Below are 24358 nucleotides of genomic sequence, written 5' to 3' on the forward strand. Positions count from 1 at the left end.
GGAACTCCGCCGATCAGGCGGGCGTCTGACGGATGTCGGTCCGGTCGGCCAGACTGGTCCACGACCCTGGGCGGGCCGACGGCTCGCTCTCCGCACCCAAGAGGCTTCTTCCCAAGCGCCGCACCCCCAGGGGACGCGGCCCTCGGCGACCGCGCCGCGGGCCCACCCCGACCGGATCCGGAGCCGACCGGAGACGACCACCACCAGGCAAGGATCACGAGGCAAGGATTCGGTGAATTTCACGCGCTGGAGCGCCCGGCTCCCCGGAACGCAGCGCCGCGCCGCAGCGCGGACCGAGCACACCGCCTCCCCCGACCGGCGAGGCGAGGGGGCCGTGCCCGCGGCCCGCGCCGAGCGGCCGACCGAAGGCCGGGAGCCCGCCCCCGCCGTCGACGACCTTCCCGTGCGCGAGGTCCTCGACCGTGTCCCGGCCCTCGTCGCGCTCGTGCACGGCCCGCAGCACCGCCTCGCCTACGTCAACGACGCCTACGCGGCCGCCTTCGGGCCCCGGCCCGTCGGCGAGCCCGCGCACGAGGCACTGCCCGAGCTCGCGGAGATCGGCCTGCTCCCCCTCCTCGACCAGGTCCTGCGCAGCGCCAAACCCCGTACGGTCAAGTCCCGCAAGGCGCCCGGCGGCCGCTCGTACACCTTCACCTGCACACCCGTCGACGCCACGCCCGACGGACCCGACGGCGGCGTGCTGGTCTTCGCCACCGACGTCACCGACCACGCCGAGGCCGCCGAGCGGCTGCGTGCCAGCGAGCGCCGCCAGCGCGAGACCGCCGTCACCCTCCAGCGCTCCCTGCTCCCCCAGGAGCTGGAGGAGCCCGACGACCTGCGGGTCGCCGCCACCTACCAGCCGGGCGGCACCGAGGCCGCGGTCGGCGGCGACTGGTACGACGTGATCACCCTCGGCGGCGGCCGTACGGCCCTGGTCATCGGTGACGTGATGGGACGGGGGGTGCGGGCCGCGGCCGTCATGGGCCAGCTCCGCACCGCCGTGCGCGCGTACGCCCGCCTCGACCTGCCCCCGCACGAGGTGCTCCAGCTCCTCGACGGCCTCGCCACCGAGATCGACGCCAACCAGATCGCCACCTGCGCGTACGCCGTCCACGACCCCAACGAGGGCCGGCTCGTGTACGCGTCGGCGGGCCATCTCCCGATCCTCGTGCGCGACGAGAACGGCACCGTGCTGCGGGCCGACGAACCCACCGGACCGCCCCTCGGCACCGGCGGCTGGATGCACGCCTCGGGATCGGTCCCGCTCGGACCCGGCTCGACGGCCGTCCTCTACACCGACGGTCTGGTGGAGCGTCGCAACGAGGACCTCGACGAGGGCATCGCCGCCCTGGAGCGCGCCCTCGCCGGCGCCACCGGCACACCCCAGGTCGTCTGCGACCGGCTCGTCCGCTCGGCGGGCGTCACCGCGGACCACGACGACGACGTGGCGGTCCTGGTCCTCCAGCACCCCGCCCGCACGGGCCCCGACGGCGAGCTCTTCCGCAACGCCGCGCTGGAACTGCTGGGCGGGGTCGAAGCCGCGCCCCGCGCGCGGGCCTTCGCCTCCGGCGTCCTGACGAGCTGGCGTTTCCCCGCGGACCTGCACGACCTGGGCGTCCTCGCCACCAGCGAACTCGTCGCCAACTCCCTGCAGCACGGCACCCCGCCGATGCGGCTGCGACTGCGCCGGACCGACCGCCGCCTGATCATCGAGGTCACCGACGGCGACGACCACCTCCCGCGCCGCCGCCGCGCCGAGCCCGCCGACGAGGCGGGCCGGGGCATCGCGATCGTCGCCACCATCGCCTCGGGCTGGGGCTCCAGACGCACCCCCGGCGGCGGAAAAGCCGTGTGGTGCGAGTTCGCACTCCCCCGCGCCGCCCACTGAGCCCCACCCCTCGCGGCACCGGGCGCGGACGGGCGTCCCCGCCGACCCTCTTCCTCATACGGAACGGGCCGCCACCACACGAGGTGGTGACGGCCCGTCCGCAAATCGTCCGGCCGTGTGCAGTACGTCCGAGTGCCGCCCGTCAGGCGTGCGCCGTGACCGGCTCCGCGGGCGCCCCGCCCTGGGCGACCACCCGGCTCCTCGCCGTCCACGGCTGGTCCTGCACCGGAGTGAGGTGCCGCCCGAGCCGCACCGCGAGGACCGTGATGCCCAGCGAGAACAGCAGGAACGTCACGACGTACGGACCGTGCAGCGAGGCACCCATCGGACCGCCCGCCGCCGGACCGATGGCCAGCGCGAGCTGCTTCACCAGGGCGAAGGCGGAGTTGTACTGCCCGGCCAGGCCCGCCGGTGCCAGATCGGCGACCAGCGGCGCCACGGTCGGCGACAGCATCGCCTCACCGAGTCCGAAGAGCGCGTACGTCGAGACGAACGCGGCGGTCGCCATCGTCCGGCTGCCGTGCCCGAGCCCCGCGTACCCGGCGGCGAGCCACGCGACGGCCCAGATGAGCCCCACCGCGGCGATCACCCGGGACCGCTTCCGGCGCTCGACGAGCTTCAGCACCGCGAACTGCGCCACCACGATCATCGCCGTGTTCGCCGCCATCGCCGTACCGAGCGCGGAGGTCGAGATCCCGGCCGCCTCCACGCCGTACGCGGAGAGTCCGGACTCGAACTGCCCGTAGCAGGCGAAGAACAGCACGAAGCCCAGCACGGACAGCTGCACCATGGCCCGGTCGCCGAGCAGCTGCCGCCAGCCGCCGCCCCTGGCCTGCGGCGCCGCGTCCCGGATCCGCGGCGCACGCGGCATCCGCACCGTCGCCATGATCACGACGAGCACCAGGAACATCGCCGCCTCGATCGCGAACAGCAGCGTGAACGAAGCCGCCCGGCTGGTGTCGACGATGTGGCCGCCGATCAGCCCACCGACCCCGAGCCCGAGGTTCTGCAGGAAGAACTGTGTGGCGAAGGCGCGCGAACGGGTCTCCGCGGTGGAGCAGTCCACGATCATCGTCGCCAGCGCCGGCTGCATCACGGCCTGCCCCGCACCGAGCGCCGCCGCCGACAGCACCACCGTCGTGGCGGTGCTCGCGAGCCCCAGGCTCAGCGCTCCGAGGGCGGCGGTGGCCAGGGCGGTGAGCAGGACCGGCAGCGGGCCGCGCCGGACGATGGCCCGTCCGGCGAACGGCAGCACCACGAGCGCGGCCACGGCGAAGACGGCGAGCACGACGCCCGCCGTCATGGAGCCGAGTCCCCGCACCTGCGCCACATAGACATAGAGGAAGGGGACGGTAAAGCCGAGCCCGAACGCTCCGAGTGCGTTGCCCACGTGGATCCGGCGCATCGCTGCGCCCATCGCCCTGGTCACTTTCACCTGCCTTGGTCGCGAAGCTCAGGCCCGCACCGGGAAGGGTGCAGGCCTGAAGACTTCGAAGCTAAAGTTAGAAGTTGAACTCTACACCTCGAAGGACTTCAACGCCAAGCGAGCCATGCGATACTTCCGCCATGGCCGACACCCCCGGCGTCGGCGGCGAGCCGACACTCGAAGAGCAGATCGCCGCCTATCAGCGCGAGTTCCAGGACCTCGACCCCCAGGTCGAGAAGATCGTCTCGGCTCTCGGCCGCCTCAACCGCCGGATGAACGTGGCCTACGGCCGCCAGACCGCCAACCTCGGCATCAGTAACGCCGAGTGGGAGGTCCTCAAGGCCCTCGTGCTCTCCGGTGCCCCCTACCGCATGGGCCCGAGCGACCTGGCGAAGCGGCTGGGGCTGACGCCGGCCGCGATGACCCACCGGATCGACCGCCTGGTCGCCGAGGGACTCGTCACCAGGGAGCGCGACGAGTCCAACCGGGTGCGGGTCATCGTGGAGCTGACCTCCGAGGGCCGCGAGAAGTGGCTGGAGGCCATGCGGCTGGCCACGGTCTTCGAGGAGGACCTGCTCCAGGACCTCTCCACCGAGGAGCGCGGTGTCCTGGGCGAGGTCCTCACCCGGCTCCTGCGCCGCGTGGAGCACGCCCAGCCGGACGCCGGCGGACGGCTCACGGACCTCGATTAAAGATCTTGACAGCGGCGGTTGACACGCCCCTGCCGGATCCGTAAGGTTCTTCGAGTTGCCACGGAGCCGTAACGGTTCTCCGGAAGCACCTCCGCCGCGGACGCGGCACCCAAACCACCAGCACGATCTCCCAGCCGGGGCGAATTCGGTGTGCCCGAATTCAATTCGAATGGGTCCGGCGGCCCGATTAGGACCTGCCGGAGGGATCCGCTAAAGTTTGGGACGTCGGAACGGCCCAACGGCCGCGAAGACAACCCCCGCTGACTGGGAATCAGGCCCGAAAGGATCTGATAGAGTCGGACTCGCCGGAAAGGGAAACGCGAAAGCGGGAACCTGGAAAGCGCCGAGGAAATCGGATACGGAAACGGTCTGATAGAGTCGGAAACGCAAGACCGAAGGGAAGCGCCCGGAGGAAAGCCCGAGAGGGTGAGTACAAAGGAAGCGTCCGTTCCTTGAGAACTCAACAGCGTGCCAAAAATCAACGCCAGATATGTTGATACCCCGTCTCCGGCCGATCGGTCGGGGCGAGGTTCCTTTGAAAAAGTCCTGCCTTTCGGGGCAGGCGCACAGCGAGGACGCTGTGAACCGGGGGATTATTCCTCTTCCGGTTCCGCTCTCGTGTGTGTCTCACCGGATTACCGGTAAGCATTCACGGAGAGTTTGATCCTGGCTCAGGACGAACGCTGGCGGCGTGCTTAACACATGCAAGTCGAACGATGAAGCCCTTCGGGGTGGATTAGTGGCGAACGGGTGAGTAACACGTGGGCAATCTGCCCTTCACTCTGGGACAAGCCCTGGAAACGGGGTCTAATACCGGATAATACCTGCCTGGGCATCTGGGTGGGTTGAAAGCTCCGGCGGTGAAGGATGAGCCCGCGGCCTATCAGCTTGTTGGTGAGGTAGTGGCTCACCAAGGCGACGACGGGTAGCCGGCCTGAGAGGGCGACCGGCCACACTGGGACTGAGACACGGCCCAGACTCCTACGGGAGGCAGCAGTGGGGAATATTGCACAATGGGCGAAAGCCTGATGCAGCGACGCCGCGTGAGGGATGACGGCCTTCGGGTTGTAAACCTCTTTCAGCAGGGAAGAAGCGAGAGTGACGGTACCTGCAGAAGAAGCGCCGGCTAACTACGTGCCAGCAGCCGCGGTAATACGTAGGGCGCAAGCGTTGTCCGGAATTATTGGGCGTAAAGAGCTCGTAGGCGGCTTGTCACGTCGGGTGTGAAAGACCGGGGCTTAACCCCGGTTCTGCATTCGATACGGGCTAGCTAGAGTGTGGTAGGGGAGATCGGAATTCCTGGTGTAGCGGTGAAATGCGCAGATATCAGGAGGAACACCGGTGGCGAAGGCGGATCTCTGGGCCATTACTGACGCTGAGGAGCGAAAGCGTGGGGAGCGAACAGGATTAGATACCCTGGTAGTCCACGCCGTAAACGGTGGGAACTAGGTGTTGGCGACATTCCACGTCGTCGGTGCCGCAGCTAACGCATTAAGTTCCCCGCCTGGGGAGTACGGCCGCAAGGCTAAAACTCAAAGGAATTGACGGGGGCCCGCACAAGCAGCGGAGCATGTGGCTTAATTCGACGCAACGCGAAGAACCTTACCAAGGCTTGACATACACCGGAAACGGCCAGAGATGGTCGCCCCCTTGTGGTCGGTGTACAGGTGGTGCATGGCTGTCGTCAGCTCGTGTCGTGAGATGTTGGGTTAAGTCCCGCAACGAGCGCAACCCTTGTTCTGTGTTGCCAGCATGCCCTTCGGGGTGATGGGGACTCACAGGAGACTGCCGGGGTCAACTCGGAGGAAGGTGGGGACGACGTCAAGTCATCATGCCCCTTATGTCTTGGGCTGCACACGTGCTACAATGGCAGGTACAAAGAGCTGCGAAGCCGTGAGGCGGAGCGAATCTCAAAAAGCCTGTCTCAGTTCGGATTGGGGTCTGCAACTCGACCCCATGAAGTCGGAGTTGCTAGTAATCGCAGATCAGCATTGCTGCGGTGAATACGTTCCCGGGCCTTGTACACACCGCCCGTCACGTCACGAAAGTCGGTAACACCCGAAGCCGGTGGCCCAACCCCTTGTGGGAGGGAGCTGTCGAAGGTGGGACTGGCGATTGGGACGAAGTCGTAACAAGGTAGCCGTACCGGAAGGTGCGGCTGGATCACCTCCTTTCTAAGGAGCATCTAGGCTGCCAGGTTCGCCTGGTGGTCCAGGGCCATTACGTCGGCAAACGTTCGACGGTGGTTGCTCATGGGTGGAACGTTGATTATTCGGCACTTTCAGTCATCTCAGGCTGCCAGTACTGCTCTTCGGAGTGTGGAAAGCTGATCGGAGTGGCGAGGGTGTCGGGCACGTTGTTGGGTGTCTGAGGGTACGGCCGAAAGGCTGCCTTCAGTGCCGGCCCCAGTGAACTCCGGTTGTAGCCGGGGGTGATGGGTGGTTGGTCGTTGTTTGAGAACTGCACAGTGGACGCGAGCATCTGTGGCCAAGTTTTTAAGGGCGCACGGTGGATGCCTTGGCACCAGGAACCGATGAAGGACGTGGGAGGCCACGATAGTCCCCGGGGAGTCGTCAACCAGGCTTTGATCCGGGGGTTTCCGAATGGGGAAACCCGGCAGTCGTCATGGGCTGTCACCCATACCTGAACACATAGGGTATGTGGAGGGAACGCGGGGAAGTGAAACATCTCAGTACCCGCAGGAAGAGAAAACAACCGTGATTCCGGGAGTAGTGGCGAGCGAAACTGGATGAGGCCAAACCATATGCGTGTGAGACCCGGCAGGGGTTGCGTATGTGGGGTTGTGGGATTTCTCTTTCACGGTCTGCCGGCCGTGAGACGAGTCAGAAACCGTTGATGTAGGCGAAGGACATGCGAAAGGTCCGGCGTAGAGGGTAAGACCCCCGTAGTCGAAACATCAGCGGCTCGTTTGAGAAACACCCAAGTAGCACGGGGCCCGAGAAATCCCGTGTGAATCTGGCGGGACCACCCGCTAAGCCTAAATATTCCCTGGTGACCGATAGCGGATAGTACCGTGAGGGAATGGTGAAAAGTACCGCGGGAGCGGAGTGAAATAGTACCTGAAACCGTGTGCCTACAAGCCGTGGGAGCGTCGGATGTGTGCTTGCACATGTCTCGTGACTGCGTGCCTTTTGAAGAATGAGCCTGCGAGTTTGCGGTGTGTTGCGAGGTTAACCCGTGTGGGGAAGCCGTAGCGAAAGCGAGTCCGAATAGGGCGATTTAGTAGCGCGCTCAAGACCCGAAGCGGAGTGATCTAGCCATGGGCAGGTTGAAGCGGCTGTAAGAGGTCGTGGAGGACCGAACCCACCAGGGTTGAAAACCTGGGGGATGACCTGTGGTTAGGGGTGAAAGGCCAATCAAACTCCGTGATAGCTGGTTCTCCCCGAAATGCATTTAGGTGCAGCGTCGTGTGTTTCTTGCCGGAGGTAGAGCACTGGATAGGCGATGGGCCCTACCGGGTTACTGACCTTAGCCAAACTCCGAATGCCGGTAAGTGAGAGCGCGGCAGTGAGACTGTGGGGGATAAGCTCCATGGTCGAGAGGGAAACAGCCCAGAGCATCGACTAAGGCCCCTAAGCGTACGCTAAGTGGGAAAGGATGTGGAGTCGCACAGACAACCAGGAGGTTGGCTTAGAAGCAGCCACCCTTGAAAGAGTGCGTAATAGCTCACTGGTCTAGTGATTCCGCGCCGACAATGTAGCGGGGCTCAAGCGTACCGCCGAAGTCGTGTCATTGCAGCAATAGGGCCAACGCCCGCTGTGATGGGTAGGGGAGCGTCGTGTGCCGGGTGAAGCCGCGCCGGAAGGCAGTGGTGGACGGTTCACGAGTGAGAATGCAGGCATGAGTAGCGATACACACGTGAGAAACGTGTGCGCCGATTGACTAAGGGTTCCTGGGTCAAGCTGATCTGCCCAGGGTAAGTCGGGACCTAAGGCGAGGCCGACAGGCGTAGTCGATGGATAACCGGTTGATATTCCGGTACCCGCTGTGAAGCGTCAAACATTGAACCAGGCGATGCTAAGTCCGTGAAGCCGCCCTGGAGCCTTCGGGCGAAGGGGAGTGGTGGAGCCGACGGACCAGACCTGTAGTAGGTGAGTGATGGGGTGACGCAGGAAGGTAGTCCATCCCGGGCGGTGGTTGTCCCGGGGTAAGGGTGTAGGACGTTGTCCAGGTAAATCCGGACAGCACATAGTCTGAGACCTGATGCCGAGCCGATTGTGGTGAAGTGGATGATCCTATGCTGTCGAGAAAAGCCTCTAGCGAGTTTCATGGCGGCCCGTACCCTAAACCGACTCAGGTGGTCAGGTAGAGAATACCGAGGCGTTCGGGTGAACTATGGTTAAGGAACTCGGCAAAATGCCCCCGTAACTTCGGGAGAAGGGGGCCATCACCGGTGATGAGTCTTGCACTCTGAGCTGGGGGTGGCCGCAGAGACCAGCGAGAAGCGACTGTTTACTAAAAACACAGGTCCGTGCGAAGCCGTAAGGCGATGTATACGGACTGACGCCTGCCCGGTGCTGGAACGTTAAGGGGACCGGTTAGTCACTCTTCGGGGTGGCGAAGCTGAGAACTTAAGCGCCAGTAAACGGCGGTGGTAACTATAACCATCCTAAGGTAGCGAAATTCCTTGTCGGGTAAGTTCCGACCTGCACGAATGGCGTAACGACTTCTCGACTGTCTCAACCATAGGCCCGGTGAAATTGCACTACGAGTAAAGATGCTCGTTTCGCGCAGCAGGACGGAAAGACCCCGGGACCTTTACTACAGTTTGATATTGGTGTTCGGTTCGGCTTGTGTAGGATAGCTGGGAGACTTTGAAGCTCGCACGCCAGTGTGGGTGGAGTCGTCGTTGAAATACCAGTCTGGTCGTGCTGGATGTCTAACCTGGGTCCGTGATCCGGATCAGGGACAGTGTCTGATGGGTAGTTTAACTGGGGCGGTTGCCTCCTAAAGAGTAACGGAGGCGCCCAAAGGTTCCCTCAGCCTGGTTGGTAATCAGGTGTTGAGTGTAAGTGCACAAGGGAGCTTGACTGTGAGACCGACGGGTCGAGCAGGGACGAAAGTCGGGACTAGTGATCCGGCGGTGGCTTGTGGAAGCGCCGTCGCTCAACGGATAAAAGGTACCCCGGGGATAACAGGCTGATCTTCCCCAAGAGTCCATATCGACGGGATGGTTTGGCACCTCGATGTCGGCTCGTCGCATCCTGGGGCTGGAGTCGGTCCCAAGGGTTGGGCTGTTCGCCCATTAAAGCGGTACGCGAGCTGGGTTTAGAACGTCGTGAGACAGTTCGGTCCCTATCCGCTGTGCGCGTAGGAATATTGAGAAGGGCTGTCCCTAGTACGAGAGGACCGGGACGGACGAACCTCTGGTGTGCCAGTTGTCCTGCCAAGGGCATGGCTGGTTGGCTACGTTCGGGAGGGATAACCGCTGAAAGCATCTAAGCGGGAAGCCTGCTTCGAGATGAGTATTCCCACCCCTTTGAGGGGTTAAGGCTCCCAGTAGACGACTGGGTTGATAGGCCGGATCTGGAAGGCGGGTAACCGCTGGAGGTGACCGGTACTAATAGGCCGAGGGCTTGTCCTCAGTTGCTCGCGTCCACTGTGTTGGTTCTGAAACCACGAACAACCGTCGTAGCCGTTTTGGCTGTGGCTCCGGTTGTGTTTCATAGTGTTTCGGTGGTCATAGCGTGAGGGAAACGCCCGGTTACATTCCGAACCCGGAAGCTAAGCCTTACAGCGCCGATGGTACTGCAGGGGGGACCCTGTGGGAGAGTAGGACGCCGCCGAACAAATATTGAGAAGAAGCCCCAACTCCGGGATAGAACCCGTGAGTTGGGGCTTCTTCGCGTTGTCGGTCCGGATCGTCCCTCGGCACCGTTACCGATACGGGCGGTCCGGTGCGTGGGCCGGCGGTCACCGAGCAACTCACAGAGCTCCGGCCCCCACCCCCGTGTCCGGGAGTGGGGGCCGATCGCGTCGAGGACCGTCCTGGGAACCGTTACTTCAGACGGGACGAGGCGACGATCGAGACGATGTGCGCGGGGACGAGCAGCCACACGATGACCGTCACACCCACCGTCGCCACCCGCGTCGCGGTCAGATCGCCGAGCGCGAGGTCCACGACCGCCGTCACGAGCAGCAGCAGCGTGCACTCGATGCCGTTGACCAGGCGGTGCAGGCCGACCGCGGAGGTGAGACGGCGTATCCGCGCGAGACCGCTGGAACGCGGGACGACGGACTGGTCGGTCGCCTTCTCCATGCCGCTGTCCGAACGGGCCACGTGCACCAGGTCCGAGGACGACTTCAGCAGCAGGACGCCGATGGCCGCCGCGAGGCCGGCCACCAGGTAGGGGTCCAGGCCGAGTTCGGCGGCCCGGATGCCCATACCGACCATCACGGCCGCGTCGGCGAGATAGGCACCGAGCCGGTCCAGATAGACACCGAGCGGGCTGTACTGCTTGCGCCAGCGGGCGACTTCACCGTCCACGCAGTCCAGGAGCAGGTACAGCTGCATGAACACCACGGAGAGCACGGCGCCGCCCAGCCCCGGCAGGACCAGCGCGACCCCGGAGAGCACACCCGCGACGACCATCACGGCCGTGATCTGGTTGGGCGAGAAACGGGTTCCGAGAGCCAGCCGTGTCACCCGGAGGGAGACGGAACGCATGTAGAGGCGGCCGGCCCAGTGCTCCGCCCTGCTCTCCAGCTTGCCCGGAGGATGGATGACGTGGCGGAGTTCTGCGAGTGGGACCTTGGGCATGCGTCGTTCTCCCTGGCAAGCCGGTGACGATGGGGGTCGATTCCGTGGCGGGGCAACGTCGTCGAGGACACGGCCGAGCACGTCGTACAGGGAAGAGCATGACGGGGGCCTGTACGGCGGGGATCGGCAGGGTGGATTTCCGGGTGCGGAAAATCCGGGTGAGCGCGGTGGCGTCCGGCCCGTACCGTGGCCGTATGAATCAAGTGATCCGTTCCATACGGGCCGACGAGTGGCGCTCGGTGAGGGAACTGCGGCTGGTCGCGCTGCAGGACCCCGTCGCGCATCTCGCCTTCCGGGAGACGTACGAGGAGTCCGTGGCACGGCCTGACGCGTTCTGGCAGGAACGGGCGGCGGGGGCCGCCGAAGGCGTGGACGAGCGGCGGCAGTTCGTCGCCGTCGACCCTGACGGGGTGTGGATCGGCTCGGTCGTCGTCCTGGTCGAGAGGGCCGGGGAGGCGGACTTCCTCGGGCACCTCGGCGAGTGGGACCAGGCACATCTGGTGGGTGTCTTCGTACGGCCCGAGCACCGGGGAAGCGGGGTGACGGACGCCCTGTTCGAGACCGCGCTCGCCTGGGCCTGGGAGACCGGCCTGGACCGGGTCCGGCTGTTCGTGCACGAGAAGAACGGACGCGCCGAGGCGTTCTACCGCCGCGTCGGGTTCGTGCCGACCGGCGGGAGCGCACCGACCCCGGGGGACACGGGGGAGCGGGACCTGGAGTTCGTGATCACGCGGTCCTAGGACCGGCGGGTGGTGGCCGTCAGAGCGGGAGTTCGTACCGCGGCCAGCGGGACCTGCCCTGTTCGCGGGAGCGGAGCAGGGCCAGGGTCGGAAGGCCCTGCCCCGCTCCGGCCGACAGCAGGTCGGGGAGCTGCGGGAGCGGGGCGACGGCAGCCACGTCGTCCAGGACGAGCGTAAGTGGTGGGTCGAGGCGACCGGAGGATGACCGTTCGGCCATGCGCCGGCCGCGCTCGACCACGCTTGAGACGAGGGCCGTCAGGAGCGGCATGGCGCCGGGATTCGCCCTGGGGTCCTCGATGGGTTCACCGACCACATAAAGCGTGCCCCCTTCGTCGACGAAGGAATCCAGCGCGAGGGCGTCACTTCGGTTCGGCGTGCACGCCTCGCGGATGTTGACGGTGAACAGGGACGACAGCGCACGGGCCGTCAGCTCCTGCGCTATGTCGCGGCGTTCGGGGTGCGAGGTGAGCGCGGCCTCCAGTTCGCCCGCCGCGCCGGAAGCGGCCTTGGGATGGGTGCGGAGGGCCCGTACCGCGTCCTGGACCTGGTTTCCCTGGGCCCAGCGGTGGACGTGGCGGAAGGGCTTGCCGTCCACGGCCGCGGCGTGCAGATAGCTCCGCAGGAGCGTTTCCGCGACGTCGGCCATGGCGTGGTCGACCTTGGCGGTGGGGCGGACGGGAGCCAGCAGCGCGGCGGCCCGGGCGGCCGCCGTGGCCCTGTCCTCGCAGCCGGCCGCGGGGGACCAGTGGAGGCGGGCCGGGGTGTCGCAGCGGTGCGTGGGGTCGTAGAGGAGCACGGGGCCGAGCTTGGCCCGGGCGTCCTTGGTCTCCGACCAGGTCCGCGGGTCCGAGGTGACGACCAGGACGGGGCCTTCCGCGTCCCGTACTGCCTGGGCCGCGGTGGGATGGCGGTCCTCGGCGGGTCCCAGGACGACCGTGCCCGCGGTCGGGGTGCCCTCCCAGCCGCCCGTCCGCGGGGCTCCGGCCGCCAGGGGGGCCGGCGTCGTCCGCGGTGCTTCGGCGGGGAGGGCGGCGGGGTGCTCGGTGGGGAGGGGTGCGGGCCGGGGCACCGGGACCTCGTGACGTACGGGCTCCTCGGCGCTCCTGGGGACCTCGCCGTGGGCGTCGACCGGCTCACGCGCCGGTTCGGGCACCCGAGCGGTGGTCTCGGTCCGCGCCGCGTAGGCGCCGGCCTTCCGGCGTGCGCGCACCGCCCGCCACCGTGCCACCGTGCCCATTACGAAGACCGTGAGCACGATGAGCACCATCAACTGCCCGATGAACAGCCCCCAGAAGAGCCCGTACCCCGACAGCTGGTCGGCGGGGGTGTCCGGCCAGGCGCCCGCGACGTCCTGCGGCTGCCCGATCAGATGGCGCAGGGCCAGGGGCGTACGGGCGACGGTGACGGCCGCCGGCCAGGCGCCCCGGGCGAACCATGCGGCGAGTCCGGTGGCGGACCACACCAGCAGGGTCAGGCCGAGGAGGAAGGCCAGTACGCCTACCAGCAGACCGTCGGGGACGCCTCCGGCGCGCTCCTGATCCCGTTCGTCCCGTCTCATCTCATGCCACCGTGGACTCGGATGAACCGTCGAGATCGCCGAGGTGCTGCTCCACGAAGGCCGCGGCCCGCTCCTCGGCCTCCAGCTCCGCGGCGCGCAGCGCGTCGTCGGCCAGATGGTCCGCGGAGGACTCGGTCATGGCCCGGTCGGTGAAGACGAGGGGCCGTTCGGTCTCCGTGATCAGGTGTTTGACGACCTGTACGTTGCCGTTGACGTCCCAGACCGCGATGCCCGGGGTGAGGGTCGGGATGATCTCCACGGCCCACCGGGGCAGACCGATCACCCGTCCCGTCGCCCGTGCCTCGTCGGCTTTCTGGGCGTAGATCGTGCGGGTGGAGGCCATCTTGAGGATCGCGGCGGCCTCCTTGGCCGCGGCTCCGTCCACCACGTCGCTCAGGTGGTGCACCACCGCCACGAAGGACAGGCCGAGTCGGCGGCCGAACTTCAGCAGGCGCTGGAAGAGCTGGGCGACGAAGGGGCTGTTGATGATGTGCCACGCCTCCTCCACCAGGAAGATGCGCTTCTTGCGGTCGGGCCGGATCCAGGTGTGCTCCAGCCACACGCCGACGATCGCCATCAGGATGGGCATGGCGATGGAGTTGCGGTCGATGTGGGAGAGGTCGAAGACGATGAGGGGGGCGTCCAGGTCGATGCCGACCGTCGTGGGGCCGTCGAACATGCCCCTGAGGTCGCCGTCGACCAGCCGGTCGAGCACGAGGGCCACGTCCAGGCCCCAGGCCCGTACGTCGTCTATGGCGACGTTCATCGCCTCGGCCGATTCCGGTTCGGGGTGGCGGAGTTGCTCGACGATGTCCATCAGGACCGGCTGGCGCTCGACGATGGTCTCGTTCACATAGGCGTGCGCGACCTTCAGGGCGAAGCCGGACCGCTCGTCGAGGCCGTGCCCCATCGCGACCTCGATGATGGTGCGCAGCAGGGCCAGCTGGCCGGTGGTGGTGATCGCCGGGTCGAGCGGGTTGAGCCGGATCCCCATGTCCAGGGCGGCCGTCGGGTCGAGGCGGATGGGAGTTATACCCAGCTCCTCCGCGATGAGGTTCCATTCGCCGACCCCGTCCTCGCCCTGGGCGTCGAGGACGACGACCTGCCGGTCGCGGAAGCGCAACTGGCGCAGGACGTAGGTCTTCTCCAGGGCGGACTTGCCGTTGCCGGACTCGCCGAGGACCAGCCAGTGCGGGGCCGGGAGCTGTTGCCCGTACAGCTGGAAGGGGTCGTAGATGTATCCCTTCCCGGAGTACACCTCGCGTCCGATGATGACGCCCGAGTCGCCGAGTCCGGGTGCGGCGGTGGGCAGGTAGACGGCCTGTGCCTGGCCCGTGGAGGTGCGGACCGGCAGCCGGGTCGTCTCGACCTTGCCGAAGAGGAAGGACGTGAAGGCGTCCGTGGCGGCGGACAGCGGATCCCGCATCAGGGCCTTACCTCCGAATACCGGTGGCGAAGGGGAGCGTGTTGACGAAGGCCCGGTGGTGCTCGCGGTCGCACCACTCCAGCTTCAGATACGACTTGCCGGCGGAGGCGCGGATGGTGCGCTTGTCGCGGGCGAGGGCCTCGGGTGAGCGGGAGGAGACGGTGATGTACCCGACGAGGTTGACTCCCGCGGCGCCGCTGGCGAGGTCCTCGCCGCGCTGGTCGAGGCGGTTGTGGGAGGCGATGTCGCGGGGGTCGACCGTGCGGTTCATCTTGGCCTGGCGGCTGGCCTCGGCCTCGTCGTTGGTCTTCTCGGTGAGCATGCGCTCGATGGCGATCTCGGTGGGTTCGAGGTCCATGGTGACGGCGACCGTGCGGATGACGTCCGGGGTGTGGACCAGCAGCGGGGCGAGGAAGTTGACGCCGACCGGGGTCATCGGCCACTCCTTCACCCAGGCCGTGGCGTGGCACCAGGGCGCGCGGGTGGAGGACTCGCGGGTCTTCGCCTGGAGATAGGTGGGTTCCATGGCGTCGAGTTCGGCGGGCCAGGCGTTGCGCTTGGTCATCGCCTGGATGTGGTCGATGGGGTGGTCGGGGTCGTACATGGAGTGCACGAGGGAGGCGAGCCGGCCCTGGCCGAGGGGCTGGCGCACCCGGATGTCGGCTTCCTGGAGGCGCGAGCAGATGTCGGTCAGTTCGCGCGCCATGACGACGGCGAGGCCGGCGTCGCGGTCCAGTTTCTTCCCGCCCTGCGGCCGGGCGGCACGGGCCATGGCCTGCGCCTCGGCGGCGAGTTCGCGGGTCCAGTGCATGCAGGCGACGAGATAGGCGCGGTGCTGCTCGCTGCTGGTGGACACCATGGACTGGAGCTGGTCGTACGACTGCTGGAGCCAGCCGGGGGACTTCTCGTCGCCGCGTACGGCGACGTCCTTGGCGTGGGCGTCCGGGTCGGCGGGGAGGGTGCGGGCGAGCATCTGGAGGCGGGTGACGAAGCCGTCGCCGTTCGCGACGTGCTTGAGGAGGGTGCCGAAGCGGTCGACGAGGGCCTCCTGGTCCTCGCTGTCGCGCAGGCCGACACCGGGGCCCTCGATCTCGATGGCGGCCGTGACGGTGCGGCGGTCGGCGTGCAGGAGCACGGCGATCTCGTCGGGCCCGAAGGGGGCCGCGAGCCAGGAGATCCGGCCGATGCCGGGCGGCGGGCCGATCTCGATCTCCCGGCCGTCGAGGTGCGTGCCGGCCTCCATGACGTTGCTGCGGTAGGCCGTGCCGCGGCGCAGGCTGCGCTTGTAACTGCGGTTGATCTCGAACCACTTGTAGAACGTGCGGCGCTTGTACGGGACGTACACGGCGGCGAGGGCGAGCAGGGGGAAGCCCATCAGCAGCACGATCCGCAGGGACAGTACGGGGACGAGCAGACCGCACATCATGCCGAGGAACGCGCCCGCGATGATGAGCACGATCTCGCCGGACTCGCGGTTCCGGCCGACCATCGCGTTCGGCCGGGCGCGGCCGATCAGATATGTACGGCGGGGCGTGACCGGATGGGACACGTGGGACTCGGTCGTCAACGCCCTTCACCTCCCGTGCGGTTGGGACTGCTGTTGCGGGTGTTTCCGGTGGGACTCGTGCGTGGTGGCGGTGCGGCGGCGGGGACGGATCCGCCGCCCGCGTTCGGGGTGCGTGTGCTGTGTGCCGCGACGCCTCCGGAGGCGGGGTTGGCGGGGCGGGCCGGCTGGTTGCCGCCTCCGCCTCCTCCTCCGCCGCCGTTGTTGTCGGCGCGGGCGCTGTGCGTCTTGATGCCCTGGGCGACAAGCGTGGCCGGGGAGCTGATCACGGCCGCGGCCTTGCCTTCGGCGCCCTGCATGATGCGGTTGTTGCGAGAGTTCGCGATCTCGTCGCCGAAGCCGGGGACGAAGCGGTAGATCATGGCGCTGGCGAAGATGGCGAGCAGGATGATGGCGAGGCCGGAGACGACGGCGGAGAAGGAGTCCGGGCCGTCGTCGGTCGACAGGGCGCCGGCCAGGCCCAGGACTATCACGATGACCGGTTTCACCAGGATGACGGCGATCATGACGCCGGCCCAGCGGCGGACGTGCCCCCACAGGTTCTTGTCGACGAGTCCCGCGTACACGACGGTGCCGAGGAGGGCGCCGACGTAGAGGAGCGCGGCGCGGATGACGAGCTCCAGCCACAGGACGCCGGCGGCGAGGATCGACACCAGGGACACCACGATCAGCATGATCGGGCCGCCGCCGATGTTCTCGCCCTTGGCGAGCGCGCCGGAGAAGGTGCCGAAGAAGGTGTCGGTCTGGTTGCCGGTGGTCTTGGCGAGGACCTCGGTGACGCCGTCGGAGGCCGAGACGACGGTGTAGAGGATCAGCGGGGTGAACGCGGACGCCAGGACCGTGAGCCAGAGGAAGCCGATGGCCTCGGAGAGCGCGGTGCCGAGGGGGACGCCCCGGACCGCCCTCTTCGCCACGGCGAGCAGCCACAGCAGGAGGGTGAGGATCGTCGACGCCGCGAAGACGACGGCGTACTGCTGGAGGAACTTGGGGTTCGTGAAGTCGACGTTCGCCGTGTCGTTGACCGCGGAGGACAGCTTGTCGATGGTCCAGGACGCGGCGTCGGCACAGCCCTTGGCGAGGGAGGAGAGGGGGTCGAGGGTGGAGGTGAGGCTGGGGGTGGAGCCGCCGGTGTGGCCCGATCGGCTGCCGTTCTCGCAATAGTCCTTGGCGGGACCGCGGATGAGGTCGCAGGGGTCGTTGCTGCTCGTCGGCGATGGCTTGGGGGCTGCGATGGCGCGAGTGGCCAGCAGCACCGTAGTGGCCTGAATGGCCGTGACAGCGGCGGCTGCTTTGAGTACGCGGCGGCTACCGGGCATACGTGAACCCTCCGTACTCTTCAACGGCCTTGGTCATGTCGTCGGCGGTGGACGCCTTCTGGTCGCGTCCGACGGGGACCGGCCCGTCCTTCTGCGAGAAGTCCGTGATCTTCCAGTCGTCGCTGATCCACTTGAGTCGGTACGTGGTGGTGTACCAGCTCTCCGAGACGGGGTTCGTCGACCCTTGTCCGGACAGACCGAACAGCGACGTGTACCAGAGGTCGACCGTGGCGCTGTCCGCGCTGGAGGATGTGACTTTCGTGCCCACCGGGATGACCCGCGAGATGAAGGTCTGGCCCGCGGGTGCCGCGCCGTCCTTGTCCAGACCGATGTTGGTCAGGAACTTCTCACTGGAGTAGGCGCTGTCGAGGTCCGACTGTCGGGCATCGGCGACTTCGGGTGCGTACACAGTGCCGACGATCGCGTGACGTTGGCCGGAGTCGAACATCCCAGTTGATCCGAGCGCCACACCGTAGTTCGCCGCCGCGCTCTGCGCCCCCTGCTCGCTGTGGGCGAATCCCGTCGGGATGGTGCCGGACTTCGAGTCCACCGGCCGGTTCCCGGACGCCGCCGTGGGGGACGTGCCGGACTTGGCGCCGCCGTTCCCCCCTCCGGTGCCCGAGGAAGAGGAATCGTCTCCTCCACGGTTCGCGAAGGCGATCGCGGCGATCAGGAGGACGACGACGCCGACCACCGTGACCAGGCTGCGTGAGGACGAGCGTCCGCGGCGGGCGCCGCCGTAGACGTCGCCGGGGCGGTCGGGGAGCCGGGTCCGGGTCTGGCCCGTGCCCCCGTATCTCCCGTCGTCACCGCGAGAGCCGTCCCCGTATCCGGGTTCGTCACCGAGACTCATGCCGCGTACGCCCCCTCAACCTCTGCTGAATCGCGTAGTACGACGGTAGCCGTGCTGGTTTCCGCGCGGACGCGGTGTGGTGACTCGACATCAGGGAAACGCAACCTCAGCCGGTGGGCGCGACGGACAGGTGGATCGGACAGACGTAGGAGAGAGGAGCCGGGCGCCCCGGCCGGGGCTAGACGGCCATGCCGTACACGATGGTGAACAGCGTGCCCAGGGACCCGATGATGAAGACCCCGGTGAGGCCCGCGATGATCAGGCCCTTGCCCTGTTCCGCGCTGAAGGTGTCGCGCAGCGCCGTCGCGCCGATGCGTTGCTTGGCCGCTCCCCAGATCGCGATCCCGAGGCAGAGCAGGATGGCGACCGCCATCACGACCTGGATCATCGTCTTGGCTTCGTTGCCCAGGCTGCCGAAGGGACCCCAGTCCGGGGCGATCCCGCCGATGATTGTGGTGATGTCGCCCTTGTCGGCTGCGAAAAGCATGTAAGTCACCGCCCCTAGTGGGTAGTTCTGCACCCCCTGCCACTGCGCGCAGAGGTCGGGCCCATTCTCGCCGACAATGGCGCCGTCGCATGTCGACTTGGCGTCATTGATTGGCGGGTTTCGTACGAATCCCTTGCCACCGGCGCACGCGGGCCCCATTCGGGAGGCGTGCGCCGGTATGCGCAGAGTCGTATGGTCACTCTGTGTATCACGGCAGGTCACGCCGGGCAATGAAGCCGATGCGGAACCTGTCGTGTGGTTCCGTCGTTAACCCCTTCTACGAACCTCGTGGGGCGGTCGCCCTGCTCGTCCCGTAGGTCCACCGCGGACGCGTCCCGGTTGCGGCGGGTTGTCGAGCCGATGTTCTCCGGGTCGCGCGTCTGCCGGAGGTGGACGCGCGGCCGCTGTCACGCAGGCTATCCCCCGTCGCGGTGGCGCGCGGAGACGGGCCGTGGCCGTTCGCCCGCCGTCCTTTCGCCGGACGCTCCCGTCCGACTGGCCGCGCGGAAAACGTTGTTGACGGTCAGGCGGTCCGGGATGCCCTGGTGCCGGCGGTACTTGGGGCGGCGCCCGGACGCGGGGGCGCACGTGCCGCGTGCGAGGGCGGCGTCGCGGGGTGCGTACGGGCCCGTCGCCGGGGAGGGTGGGAGCTCACCGCCCGCGTCCACCTGGTCGCGGCCCGCCTGCCCCGGCTCCCTGACGAGCGCCGGCGGGGAGCGGGGCGACCCCGGTCCTGGCCCCCTACCCGGGTCTCCCGGGGCGGTGACCCCTGCCGCGTCCGGCCGGGGTTCGCGGGTACCCGGGCCGCGGGGGTCTTCCCCTCCCGGATGTCCACAGGCTGTGGACATCCGTCCGACGCGCGCGTGGGACGGGACTGGAGTAACGTAGCGTGACGTCAATTGATCGGAGTGCGAGAGAGAGCGGTCGGCGGACGTGGGCCGTACGGTGGATCCGGCCCGCGACTCATGGCAGTTTCTCAAGGTGGTTTCAGGATTCCTCTCAGATCCGTGAGCCAGAGTGTGAACCGATGAAGCGCATCACTCGTCCCCCAGGCGCCCGGCGCAACGCCCTGCTCGTCGCGGTCGCGGTGCTGGCCGTGACCTCGGCCTCCGTGGCCGCCGCCGACGACGGACGCGGCCCCCTGGGCGTGACCGCGCGGGCCTCCGGCACCGTGGCCGCCTCCCGCGTCGGCGCGCTCTTCGGCGGCAGCGGGGCTCTGCGGGGCGGCCACTTCTGTACCGCGTCCGTCGTGCACAGCACGGGGCGGAACCTGCTCGTGACCGCCGCGCACTGCCTGGACGGCGGCGGCAAGCTCCGCTTCGTGCCCGGATACCGCGACGGGAAGGCTCCCTACGGCATCTGGGAGATCCGCAGGACCTACGTCGGTGACGCCTGGACCGGCGCCCAGGACGAGGACAGCGACGTCGCCTTCGCCACCGTCGCCGACCGGGGCGGCAAGGGCGTCGAGGACGTCGTCGGCGCCAACACGTTCGTCACCGGCCGGAAGACCGGGGCCACCGCCGTGACCGTCACCGGCTACCCCAGCATCCTCGAAGCGCCGATCACCTGCACGAACAGGCCCACCGCTGTCAGCCGCACCCAGCAGCGCATCGCCTGCCCCGCCTTCGCCGGCGGCACCAGCGGCAGCCCCTGGGTGAACGGGTACGGGGAGGTCGTCGGGGTCATCGGCGGCCGCGAGGCGGGCGGGAACACCGACGACATCTCGTACAGCGTCGTCCTCGGCGACGAGGCCCGCGACCTCTACCGGTCGACGCAGGCGCAGTAGCGGGGGTCCGCCGCGCCGCGCGCGGCTTCCGGTCAGGCGGCCGTGCCCTTTTCGGCGTGATATCGCCTTGCGCGACAGGGGAGTTGCGCGAGGGGCGCGGCGGACGGTCCGGCAGGCCCGCCACATGCGGTTTCTCCTCGTGTGTGATCGTCCCGCGGCACGGAGGCCGCCTCTACACTGGCGACGGCGGACTCCCGGGCGGCGAGGGGCGGTTGACGGTGCGTAAGGCATGGGTCGTGGCGGCCGCTGTCGCCGGGGTGGGACTCTCCTTCGTGATGCTGCTCGTCGTCGGGGTCTTCGTCGTCGCGGGCAACCTCGCCAACGGGGTCGGCGGCGGTTCGGTCGGACTCGCCAAGGGCGCGGTCCCGGCGGCGTACCAGACGCTCGTGCAGAAGTGGGGCAACCTCTGCGGCGCGATCAACCCCGCCCTGCTCGCCGCGCAGCTGTACCAGGAGAGCGGATTCGACCCGAACGCCAAGAGCCCCGCGAAGGCCGAAGGAATAGCGCAGTTCATCCCCGGGACGTGGGCCACGCACGGAGTCGACGGCGACGGGGACGGCGACCGCGACGTATGGGACCCGAATGACGCGATTCCGTCGGCCGCCTCCTACGACTGCCAGCTCGCCTCGTACGTCAAGGACGCGCCCGGGAACATCACGGAGAACATGCTCGCCGCCTACAACGCGGGGGCGTACGCGGTCATCAAGTACGGGGGTGTCCCGCCGTACCGGGAGACCCAGAACTACGTGAAGACAATCACGACCCTGGAGAAGAGCTTCGCCCGGCCCGTCAACCGGGTCGATCCCTCACGGCAGGCCGCCGCGGCCATCTACTACGCGCAGAAGAAGCTCGGCACGCCCTATCTGTGGGGCGGCAACGGCACCGCTGACCAGGGCGGACGCTTCGACTGCTCGGGTCTGACGAAGGCCGCGTACGAGAGCGTCGGGGTCACCCTGCCGCGGGTCGCCAACGACCAGTACAACGCCGGTCCGCACCCCGCGCGGGAGGAACTGCTGCCGGGGGACCTGGTGTTCTTCTCCGACGACCTCACCGACTCGCGGGCGATCCGGCACGTGGGCATCTACGTGGGCGGCGGCTACATGATCGACGCGCCGAGGACGGGTGCCGTCATCCGCTTCGACCCGATCGACACCCCCGACTACTTCGGGGCCACGCGCGTGACCGAGGATGGCGCGAAAGCACTCCCGACCACGGTCTGAACCCACCCCCTGAGCTGCGGCGATGTATCTCTCTTCGATAACGTCTGCGTGATCATTCGGTGGAGTGTGGAACGTACTGAAGGGCACTGTGCGTTCCTGTTGAGGTAGAGCGGATCCAGGACTTCCGGGCCGCGGATCTACACACCACGGGGTGGTTCGGGCGGCGCACGAAAGGGTGCGCCCGCGGGAAAGACGACGAAGGGGCCGCAGCACCATGGCTGGACTCGCCGAATCCGGTTCGAACCCCGACGTCGACCTGCTCTACGACATCAACGGACTCGCCAAGGACGCACCCCGCTGGTTCGACCGGGGCATGGAGTTCGTGGGCGAGTACGGGCTGCTGCTCGCTCTGGTCCTGCTGGTGCTGTGGTGCTGGTGGACCGTGCGGCGCGGTGGCGCCGAGGGCGCGGCGGCGTCCGTGGCCGGGCTGGTCTGGGCACCACTGGCCGCCGGTATCGCCGTGCTGGTGAACGTGCCGATAAGGGGCTTCGTCGAACGCCCCCGTCCGTTCGTCGACCACCAGGGTCTCGACGTGCTGGTGTCGGGCAAGACCGACTTCTCGTTCGTGAGCGACCACGCGACGCTCACGATGGCGATGGGGGTCGGCCTGTTCGTCGTGCACCGGAAGTTCGGCCTGGCGGGGATAGGGCTCGCGCTCGTCGAGGGCTTCTGCCGGGTCTACATGGGCGTGCACTACCCGACGGACGTCATCGGCGGATTCGCCCTGGGCACGGCCGTGGCGCTGCTGCTCTCCCCGCTGGCCATGGCCCTGCTGACGCCGGTGATGAAGGCCGTCGAGGGGTCCCCGCGGGCCGGCCGGCTCGTCCGGGCGCGGCGCGCGGGTCTCACGGGGCAGCAGGCGCGGATTCCGGAGGCCCGGGCGGAGCGGCCGGACGAGTCCGATCTGGCGGCCTGAGGGCCGTCCCGGGCCAGGGACGGCGAGGGGCGACCCCCGTCCGCGGCGGGCGGAGGCTACAGCGCCTGGGGGAACGAGAAGAAGCGGTTCGGGTCGTACTGCTTCTTCAGCGCGGTGAGCCGGGGAGCCGCGTCGCCGTAGTACGCCTTGCGCCAGTCCGTGAGGGTCGGGTCCGTGTAGTTCTGGTAGGCGGCTCCGGAGGCGTGGCGGGCCATCGCCGTGTGCGCCGAGGTCAGCCAGGACTGGGCCGTGGCGCCGGAACCGCCCGGCTGCCAGGAAACGATGTACTGGGCGAGCATCCTCGACCGGCGGTGCACGAAGGCCGTCGCGGTCGGTGCGACGCGGTTGACCGCGCCGCCCAGCGCGGTGAACGCGATGCTGCCCGAACCGCCGCGGACCGAGCCCAGCTGGTTCAGGAGGGTCTGGATGCCGGCCGCGGAGAGCGAGCGGTCGAAGAAGTCCGACCGGGCCGCGTACGTCTCCCGGCCGAGGGCGCCCTGCGCGGACCGGCCCGGCGTCGTGCCCGGCAGATGGCACTGGGGGTCGGTGGGGAAGGAGGAGCAGCCCGCGTACGCCTCCATCGACTCCTCGTAGGAGTGCCTCTTGAGGGAGACGCTGGAGGCCGGCCCGCCGACCCGGTCGGCCAGGCGGTCCACGGCGTTCTGGAGTTCGCCGTAGGTGCCCAGGGAGAAGGCGGCGACGGAGACGCGGGGGCTGCCGCCGGCGGCCCTCTCGAGATGCAGGGACGACCAGATCTCGTCCGGCTGGTCCGGTCCCCACTCCTGCCAGGCCTTCACCACGGCGGCGGCCTTCGCCCACGGCCAGGTCAGGTACGCGGAGACGGCCTGCGGGGCGGGGTGGGTCCGGTAACGGAGCTCGGTGACGACCCCGAAGTTGCCGTTGCCCGCGCCGCGCAGCGCCCAGAAGAGGTCCTTGTGCTCGCTCGCGTTCGCGACGAGCTCCTTGCCGTCCGCCGTGATCAGCGTCGCCTGGGTGAGACTGTCGCAGGTCAGGCCGTACGCCCGCGACACGACACCGTGGCCGCCGCCGAGGGTCAGACCGGAGACGCCGACGGTCGGGCAGGAACCCGCGGGGATGGTGACGCCCTTCGCGGCGAGTCCGCGGTAGACGTCGATCAGCTTGGAACCGGCGCCGACGACGGCCTCGTTCGCGGACGCCCGGATCTTGTCGAGCTTGGAGACGTCGAGGATCAGCCGGCCGTCGCCGGAGGACCAGCCGGCGTAGGAGTGGCCGCCGTTGCGTATCGACAGGGGTATGTGATGGGCGCGGGCGTAGGCCATGGCCGTACGTATGTCGTCGGCGTGGGCGGCGTACGCGACGGCCGCGGGCTTCAGCGTGTCGAAGCGGGTGTTGTACAGCTGGTGCGCGGTGGACCAGGCGCGGTCGCCGGGACGGACCAGGATGCCGTCCAGGTCCTTGGCGAGGGCGGTCCAGTTCGCGGCGGCGCGGACGCCCGCGGGGGTGGCGCTCGCGGTCGCGTGGACCGGAGCCCCGGACGTCTGCGCCGCCGCCGACGCCCGGGTGGAGGGGCCGCCCTTCGCGTTGCAGGCGGTGGTGACCGCCGCCGCGAGCGCGGCCGCGCCGCCTATGAACATCCGCCGTTGCATATGAGCCTCCCGATGGTTCCCGTGGGACGAGACGGGTGACCGGTTCCGAGGGTTCCACAACGGGAGGCCGAAGAACG

At 68.0% G+C, this 24358-nt stretch carries 15 protein-coding genes and 3 rRNA genes; 9 read left to right on the forward strand and 9 right to left on the reverse strand.

Annotation, left to right across the window (positions count from 1 at the left end):
* The first annotated feature begins 232 nt into the window (after window positions 1–232).
* Window positions 233–1888: an ATP-binding SpoIIE family protein phosphatase gene (locus OG776_RS22545; RefSeq protein WP_148009137.1), complete on the forward strand. Its 1656-nt coding sequence runs from the start codon at window positions 233–235 to the stop codon at window positions 1886–1888.
* A 142-nt stretch (window positions 1889–2030) separates the two neighbouring features.
* On the opposite strand, the gene OG776_RS22550 is transcribed toward OG776_RS22545, so the two are convergent.
* On the reverse strand, window positions 2031–3305 hold the full coding sequence (locus OG776_RS22550) for an MFS transporter (RefSeq protein ID WP_329322451.1): 1275 nt from the start codon (window positions 3303–3305) through the stop codon (window positions 2031–2033).
* Window positions 3306–3454: 149 nt separating this feature from the next.
* On the opposite strand from OG776_RS22550, the gene OG776_RS22555 reads away from it, so the two are divergent.
* From OG776_RS22555 to rrf, 4 genes are all read left to right on the forward strand, one after another.
* Window positions 3455–4006 (forward strand): MarR family winged helix-turn-helix transcriptional regulator, encoded by a 552-nt coding sequence (locus OG776_RS22555; protein ID WP_148009135.1) that lies wholly within the window; start codon window positions 3455–3457, stop codon window positions 4004–4006.
* A gap of 648 nt (window positions 4007–4654) precedes the next feature.
* Window positions 4655–6180 (forward strand): 16S ribosomal RNA (locus OG776_RS22560).
* A 311-nt stretch (window positions 6181–6491) separates the two neighbouring features.
* A 23S ribosomal RNA gene (locus OG776_RS22565) occupies window positions 6492–9611 on the forward strand.
* 88 nt (window positions 9612–9699) lie between these two features.
* Window positions 9700–9816 (forward strand): 5S ribosomal RNA (rrf, locus tag OG776_RS22570).
* Together the 16S, 23S and 5S rRNA genes form the textbook arrangement of a ribosomal RNA operon.
* Before the next feature lie 209 nt (window positions 9817–10025).
* Here the strand turns inward: rrf and OG776_RS22575 are convergent.
* A complete protein-coding gene (locus tag OG776_RS22575; RefSeq protein WP_148009134.1) occupies window positions 10026–10787 on the reverse strand; it encodes a CDP-alcohol phosphatidyltransferase family protein in 762 nt (253 codons plus the stop codon).
* A 194-nt stretch (window positions 10788–10981) separates the two neighbouring features.
* Here OG776_RS22575 and OG776_RS22580 point away from each other — a divergent pair, with 194 nt between their 5' ends.
* A complete protein-coding gene (locus OG776_RS22580) occupies window positions 10982–11527 on the forward strand; it encodes a GNAT family N-acetyltransferase (RefSeq protein WP_329322453.1) in 546 nt (181 codons plus the stop codon).
* A gap of 19 nt (window positions 11528–11546) precedes the next feature.
* Here OG776_RS22580 and OG776_RS22585 read toward each other — a convergent pair whose 3' ends face one another.
* The 6 genes from OG776_RS22585 to OG776_RS22610 form a co-directional block, all read right to left on the reverse strand.
* Window positions 11547–13085, reverse strand: a complete 1539-nt coding sequence (locus OG776_RS22585; RefSeq protein ID WP_329326473.1) for a type IV secretory system conjugative DNA transfer family protein — start codon at window positions 13083–13085, stop codon at window positions 11547–11549.
* Between the two features lies 1 nt (window position 13086).
* Window positions 13087–14511: an ATP-binding protein gene (locus tag OG776_RS22590; protein ID WP_148009132.1), complete on the reverse strand. Its 1425-nt coding sequence runs from the start codon at window positions 14509–14511 to the stop codon at window positions 13087–13089.
* A 7-nt stretch (window positions 14512–14518) separates the two neighbouring features.
* Entirely contained in the window at window positions 14519–16060 is a 1542-nt protein-coding gene (locus OG776_RS22595) for an SCO6880 family protein (protein ID WP_148009477.1), read from the reverse strand.
* A 14-nt stretch (window positions 16061–16074) separates the two neighbouring features.
* Window positions 16075–17391: a hypothetical protein gene (locus tag OG776_RS22600; protein ID WP_148009131.1), complete on the reverse strand. Its 1317-nt coding sequence runs from the start codon at window positions 17389–17391 to the stop codon at window positions 16075–16077.
* On the reverse strand, window positions 17381–18244 hold the full coding sequence (locus OG776_RS22605) for a hypothetical protein (RefSeq protein WP_148009130.1): 864 nt from the start codon (window positions 18242–18244) through the stop codon (window positions 17381–17383). Before OG776_RS22605 ends, OG776_RS22600 begins: the two co-directional genes overlap by 11 nt.
* A gap of 178 nt (window positions 18245–18422) precedes the next feature.
* A complete protein-coding gene (locus tag OG776_RS22610) occupies window positions 18423–18731 on the reverse strand; it encodes a hypothetical protein (RefSeq protein ID WP_054232206.1) in 309 nt (102 codons plus the stop codon).
* Window positions 18732–19758: 1027 nt separating this feature from the next.
* Between OG776_RS22610 and OG776_RS22615 the strand changes: the two genes are divergently transcribed.
* From OG776_RS22615 to OG776_RS22625, 3 genes are all read left to right on the forward strand, one after another.
* The gene (locus tag OG776_RS22615; RefSeq protein ID WP_148009129.1) at window positions 19759–20517 is read left to right on the forward strand and encodes a trypsin-like serine peptidase; all 759 of its coding nucleotides are present in this window, start codon (window positions 19759–19761) and stop codon (window positions 20515–20517) included.
* Window positions 20518–20729: 212 nt separating this feature from the next.
* The gene (locus OG776_RS22620) at window positions 20730–21737 is read left to right on the forward strand and encodes a C40 family peptidase (protein ID WP_261994518.1); all 1008 of its coding nucleotides are present in this window, start codon (window positions 20730–20732) and stop codon (window positions 21735–21737) included.
* A gap of 214 nt (window positions 21738–21951) precedes the next feature.
* Window positions 21952–22653 (forward strand): phosphatase PAP2 family protein, encoded by a 702-nt coding sequence (locus OG776_RS22625; RefSeq protein ID WP_148009127.1) that lies wholly within the window; start codon window positions 21952–21954, stop codon window positions 22651–22653.
* A 56-nt stretch (window positions 22654–22709) separates the two neighbouring features.
* Here the strand turns inward: OG776_RS22625 and OG776_RS22630 are convergent, their stop codons facing one another.
* A complete protein-coding gene (locus tag OG776_RS22630; protein WP_148009126.1) occupies window positions 22710–24281 on the reverse strand; it encodes an FAD-binding oxidoreductase in 1572 nt (523 codons plus the stop codon).
* Between the last annotated feature and the right edge of the window lie 77 nt (window positions 24282–24358).

Source organism: Streptomyces sp. NBC_01689 (genome assembly GCF_036250675.1).
Classification (GTDB): domain Bacteria; phylum Actinomycetota; class Actinomycetes; order Streptomycetales; family Streptomycetaceae; genus Streptomyces.

What these genes read in the sequence shown, in the direction of transcription:
- OG776_RS22550 (WP_329322451.1), bottom strand. Translation starts at nt 3,305, where the DNA reads ATGGGCGCAGCGATGCGCCGGATCCACGTGGGCAACGCACTCGGAGCG.
- OG776_RS22555 (WP_148009135.1), top strand. Translation starts at nt 3,455, where the DNA reads ATGGCCGACACCCCCGGCGTCGGCGGCGAGCCGACACTCGAAGAGCAG.
- OG776_RS22575 (WP_148009134.1), bottom strand. Translation starts at nt 10,787, where the DNA reads ATGCCCAAGGTCCCACTCGCAGAACTCCGCCACGTCATCCATCCTCCG.
- OG776_RS22580 (WP_329322453.1), top strand. Translation starts at nt 10,982, where the DNA reads ATGAATCAAGTGATCCGTTCCATACGGGCCGACGAGTGGCGCTCGGTG.
- OG776_RS22585 (WP_329326473.1), bottom strand. Translation starts at nt 13,085, where the DNA reads ATGAGACGGGACGAACGGGATCAGGAGCGCGCCGGAGGCGTCCCCGAC.
- OG776_RS22590 (WP_148009132.1), bottom strand. Translation starts at nt 14,511, where the DNA reads ATGCGGGATCCGCTGTCCGCCGCCACGGACGCCTTCACGTCCTTCCTC.
- OG776_RS22600 (WP_148009131.1), bottom strand. Translation starts at nt 17,391, where the DNA reads ATGCCCGGTAGCCGCCGCGTACTCAAAGCAGCCGCCGCTGTCACGGCC.
- OG776_RS22605 (WP_148009130.1), bottom strand. Translation starts at nt 18,244, where the DNA reads ATGAGTCTCGGTGACGAACCCGGATACGGGGACGGCTCTCGCGGTGAC.
- OG776_RS22610 (WP_054232206.1), bottom strand. Translation starts at nt 18,731, where the DNA reads ATGCTTTTCGCAGCCGACAAGGGCGACATCACCACAATCATCGGCGGG.
- OG776_RS22615 (WP_148009129.1), top strand. Translation starts at nt 19,759, where the DNA reads ATGAAGCGCATCACTCGTCCCCCAGGCGCCCGGCGCAACGCCCTGCTC.
- OG776_RS22625 (WP_148009127.1), top strand. Translation starts at nt 21,952, where the DNA reads ATGGCTGGACTCGCCGAATCCGGTTCGAACCCCGACGTCGACCTGCTC.
- OG776_RS22630 (WP_148009126.1), bottom strand. Translation starts at nt 24,281, where the DNA reads ATGCAACGGCGGATGTTCATAGGCGGCGCGGCCGCGCTCGCGGCGGCG.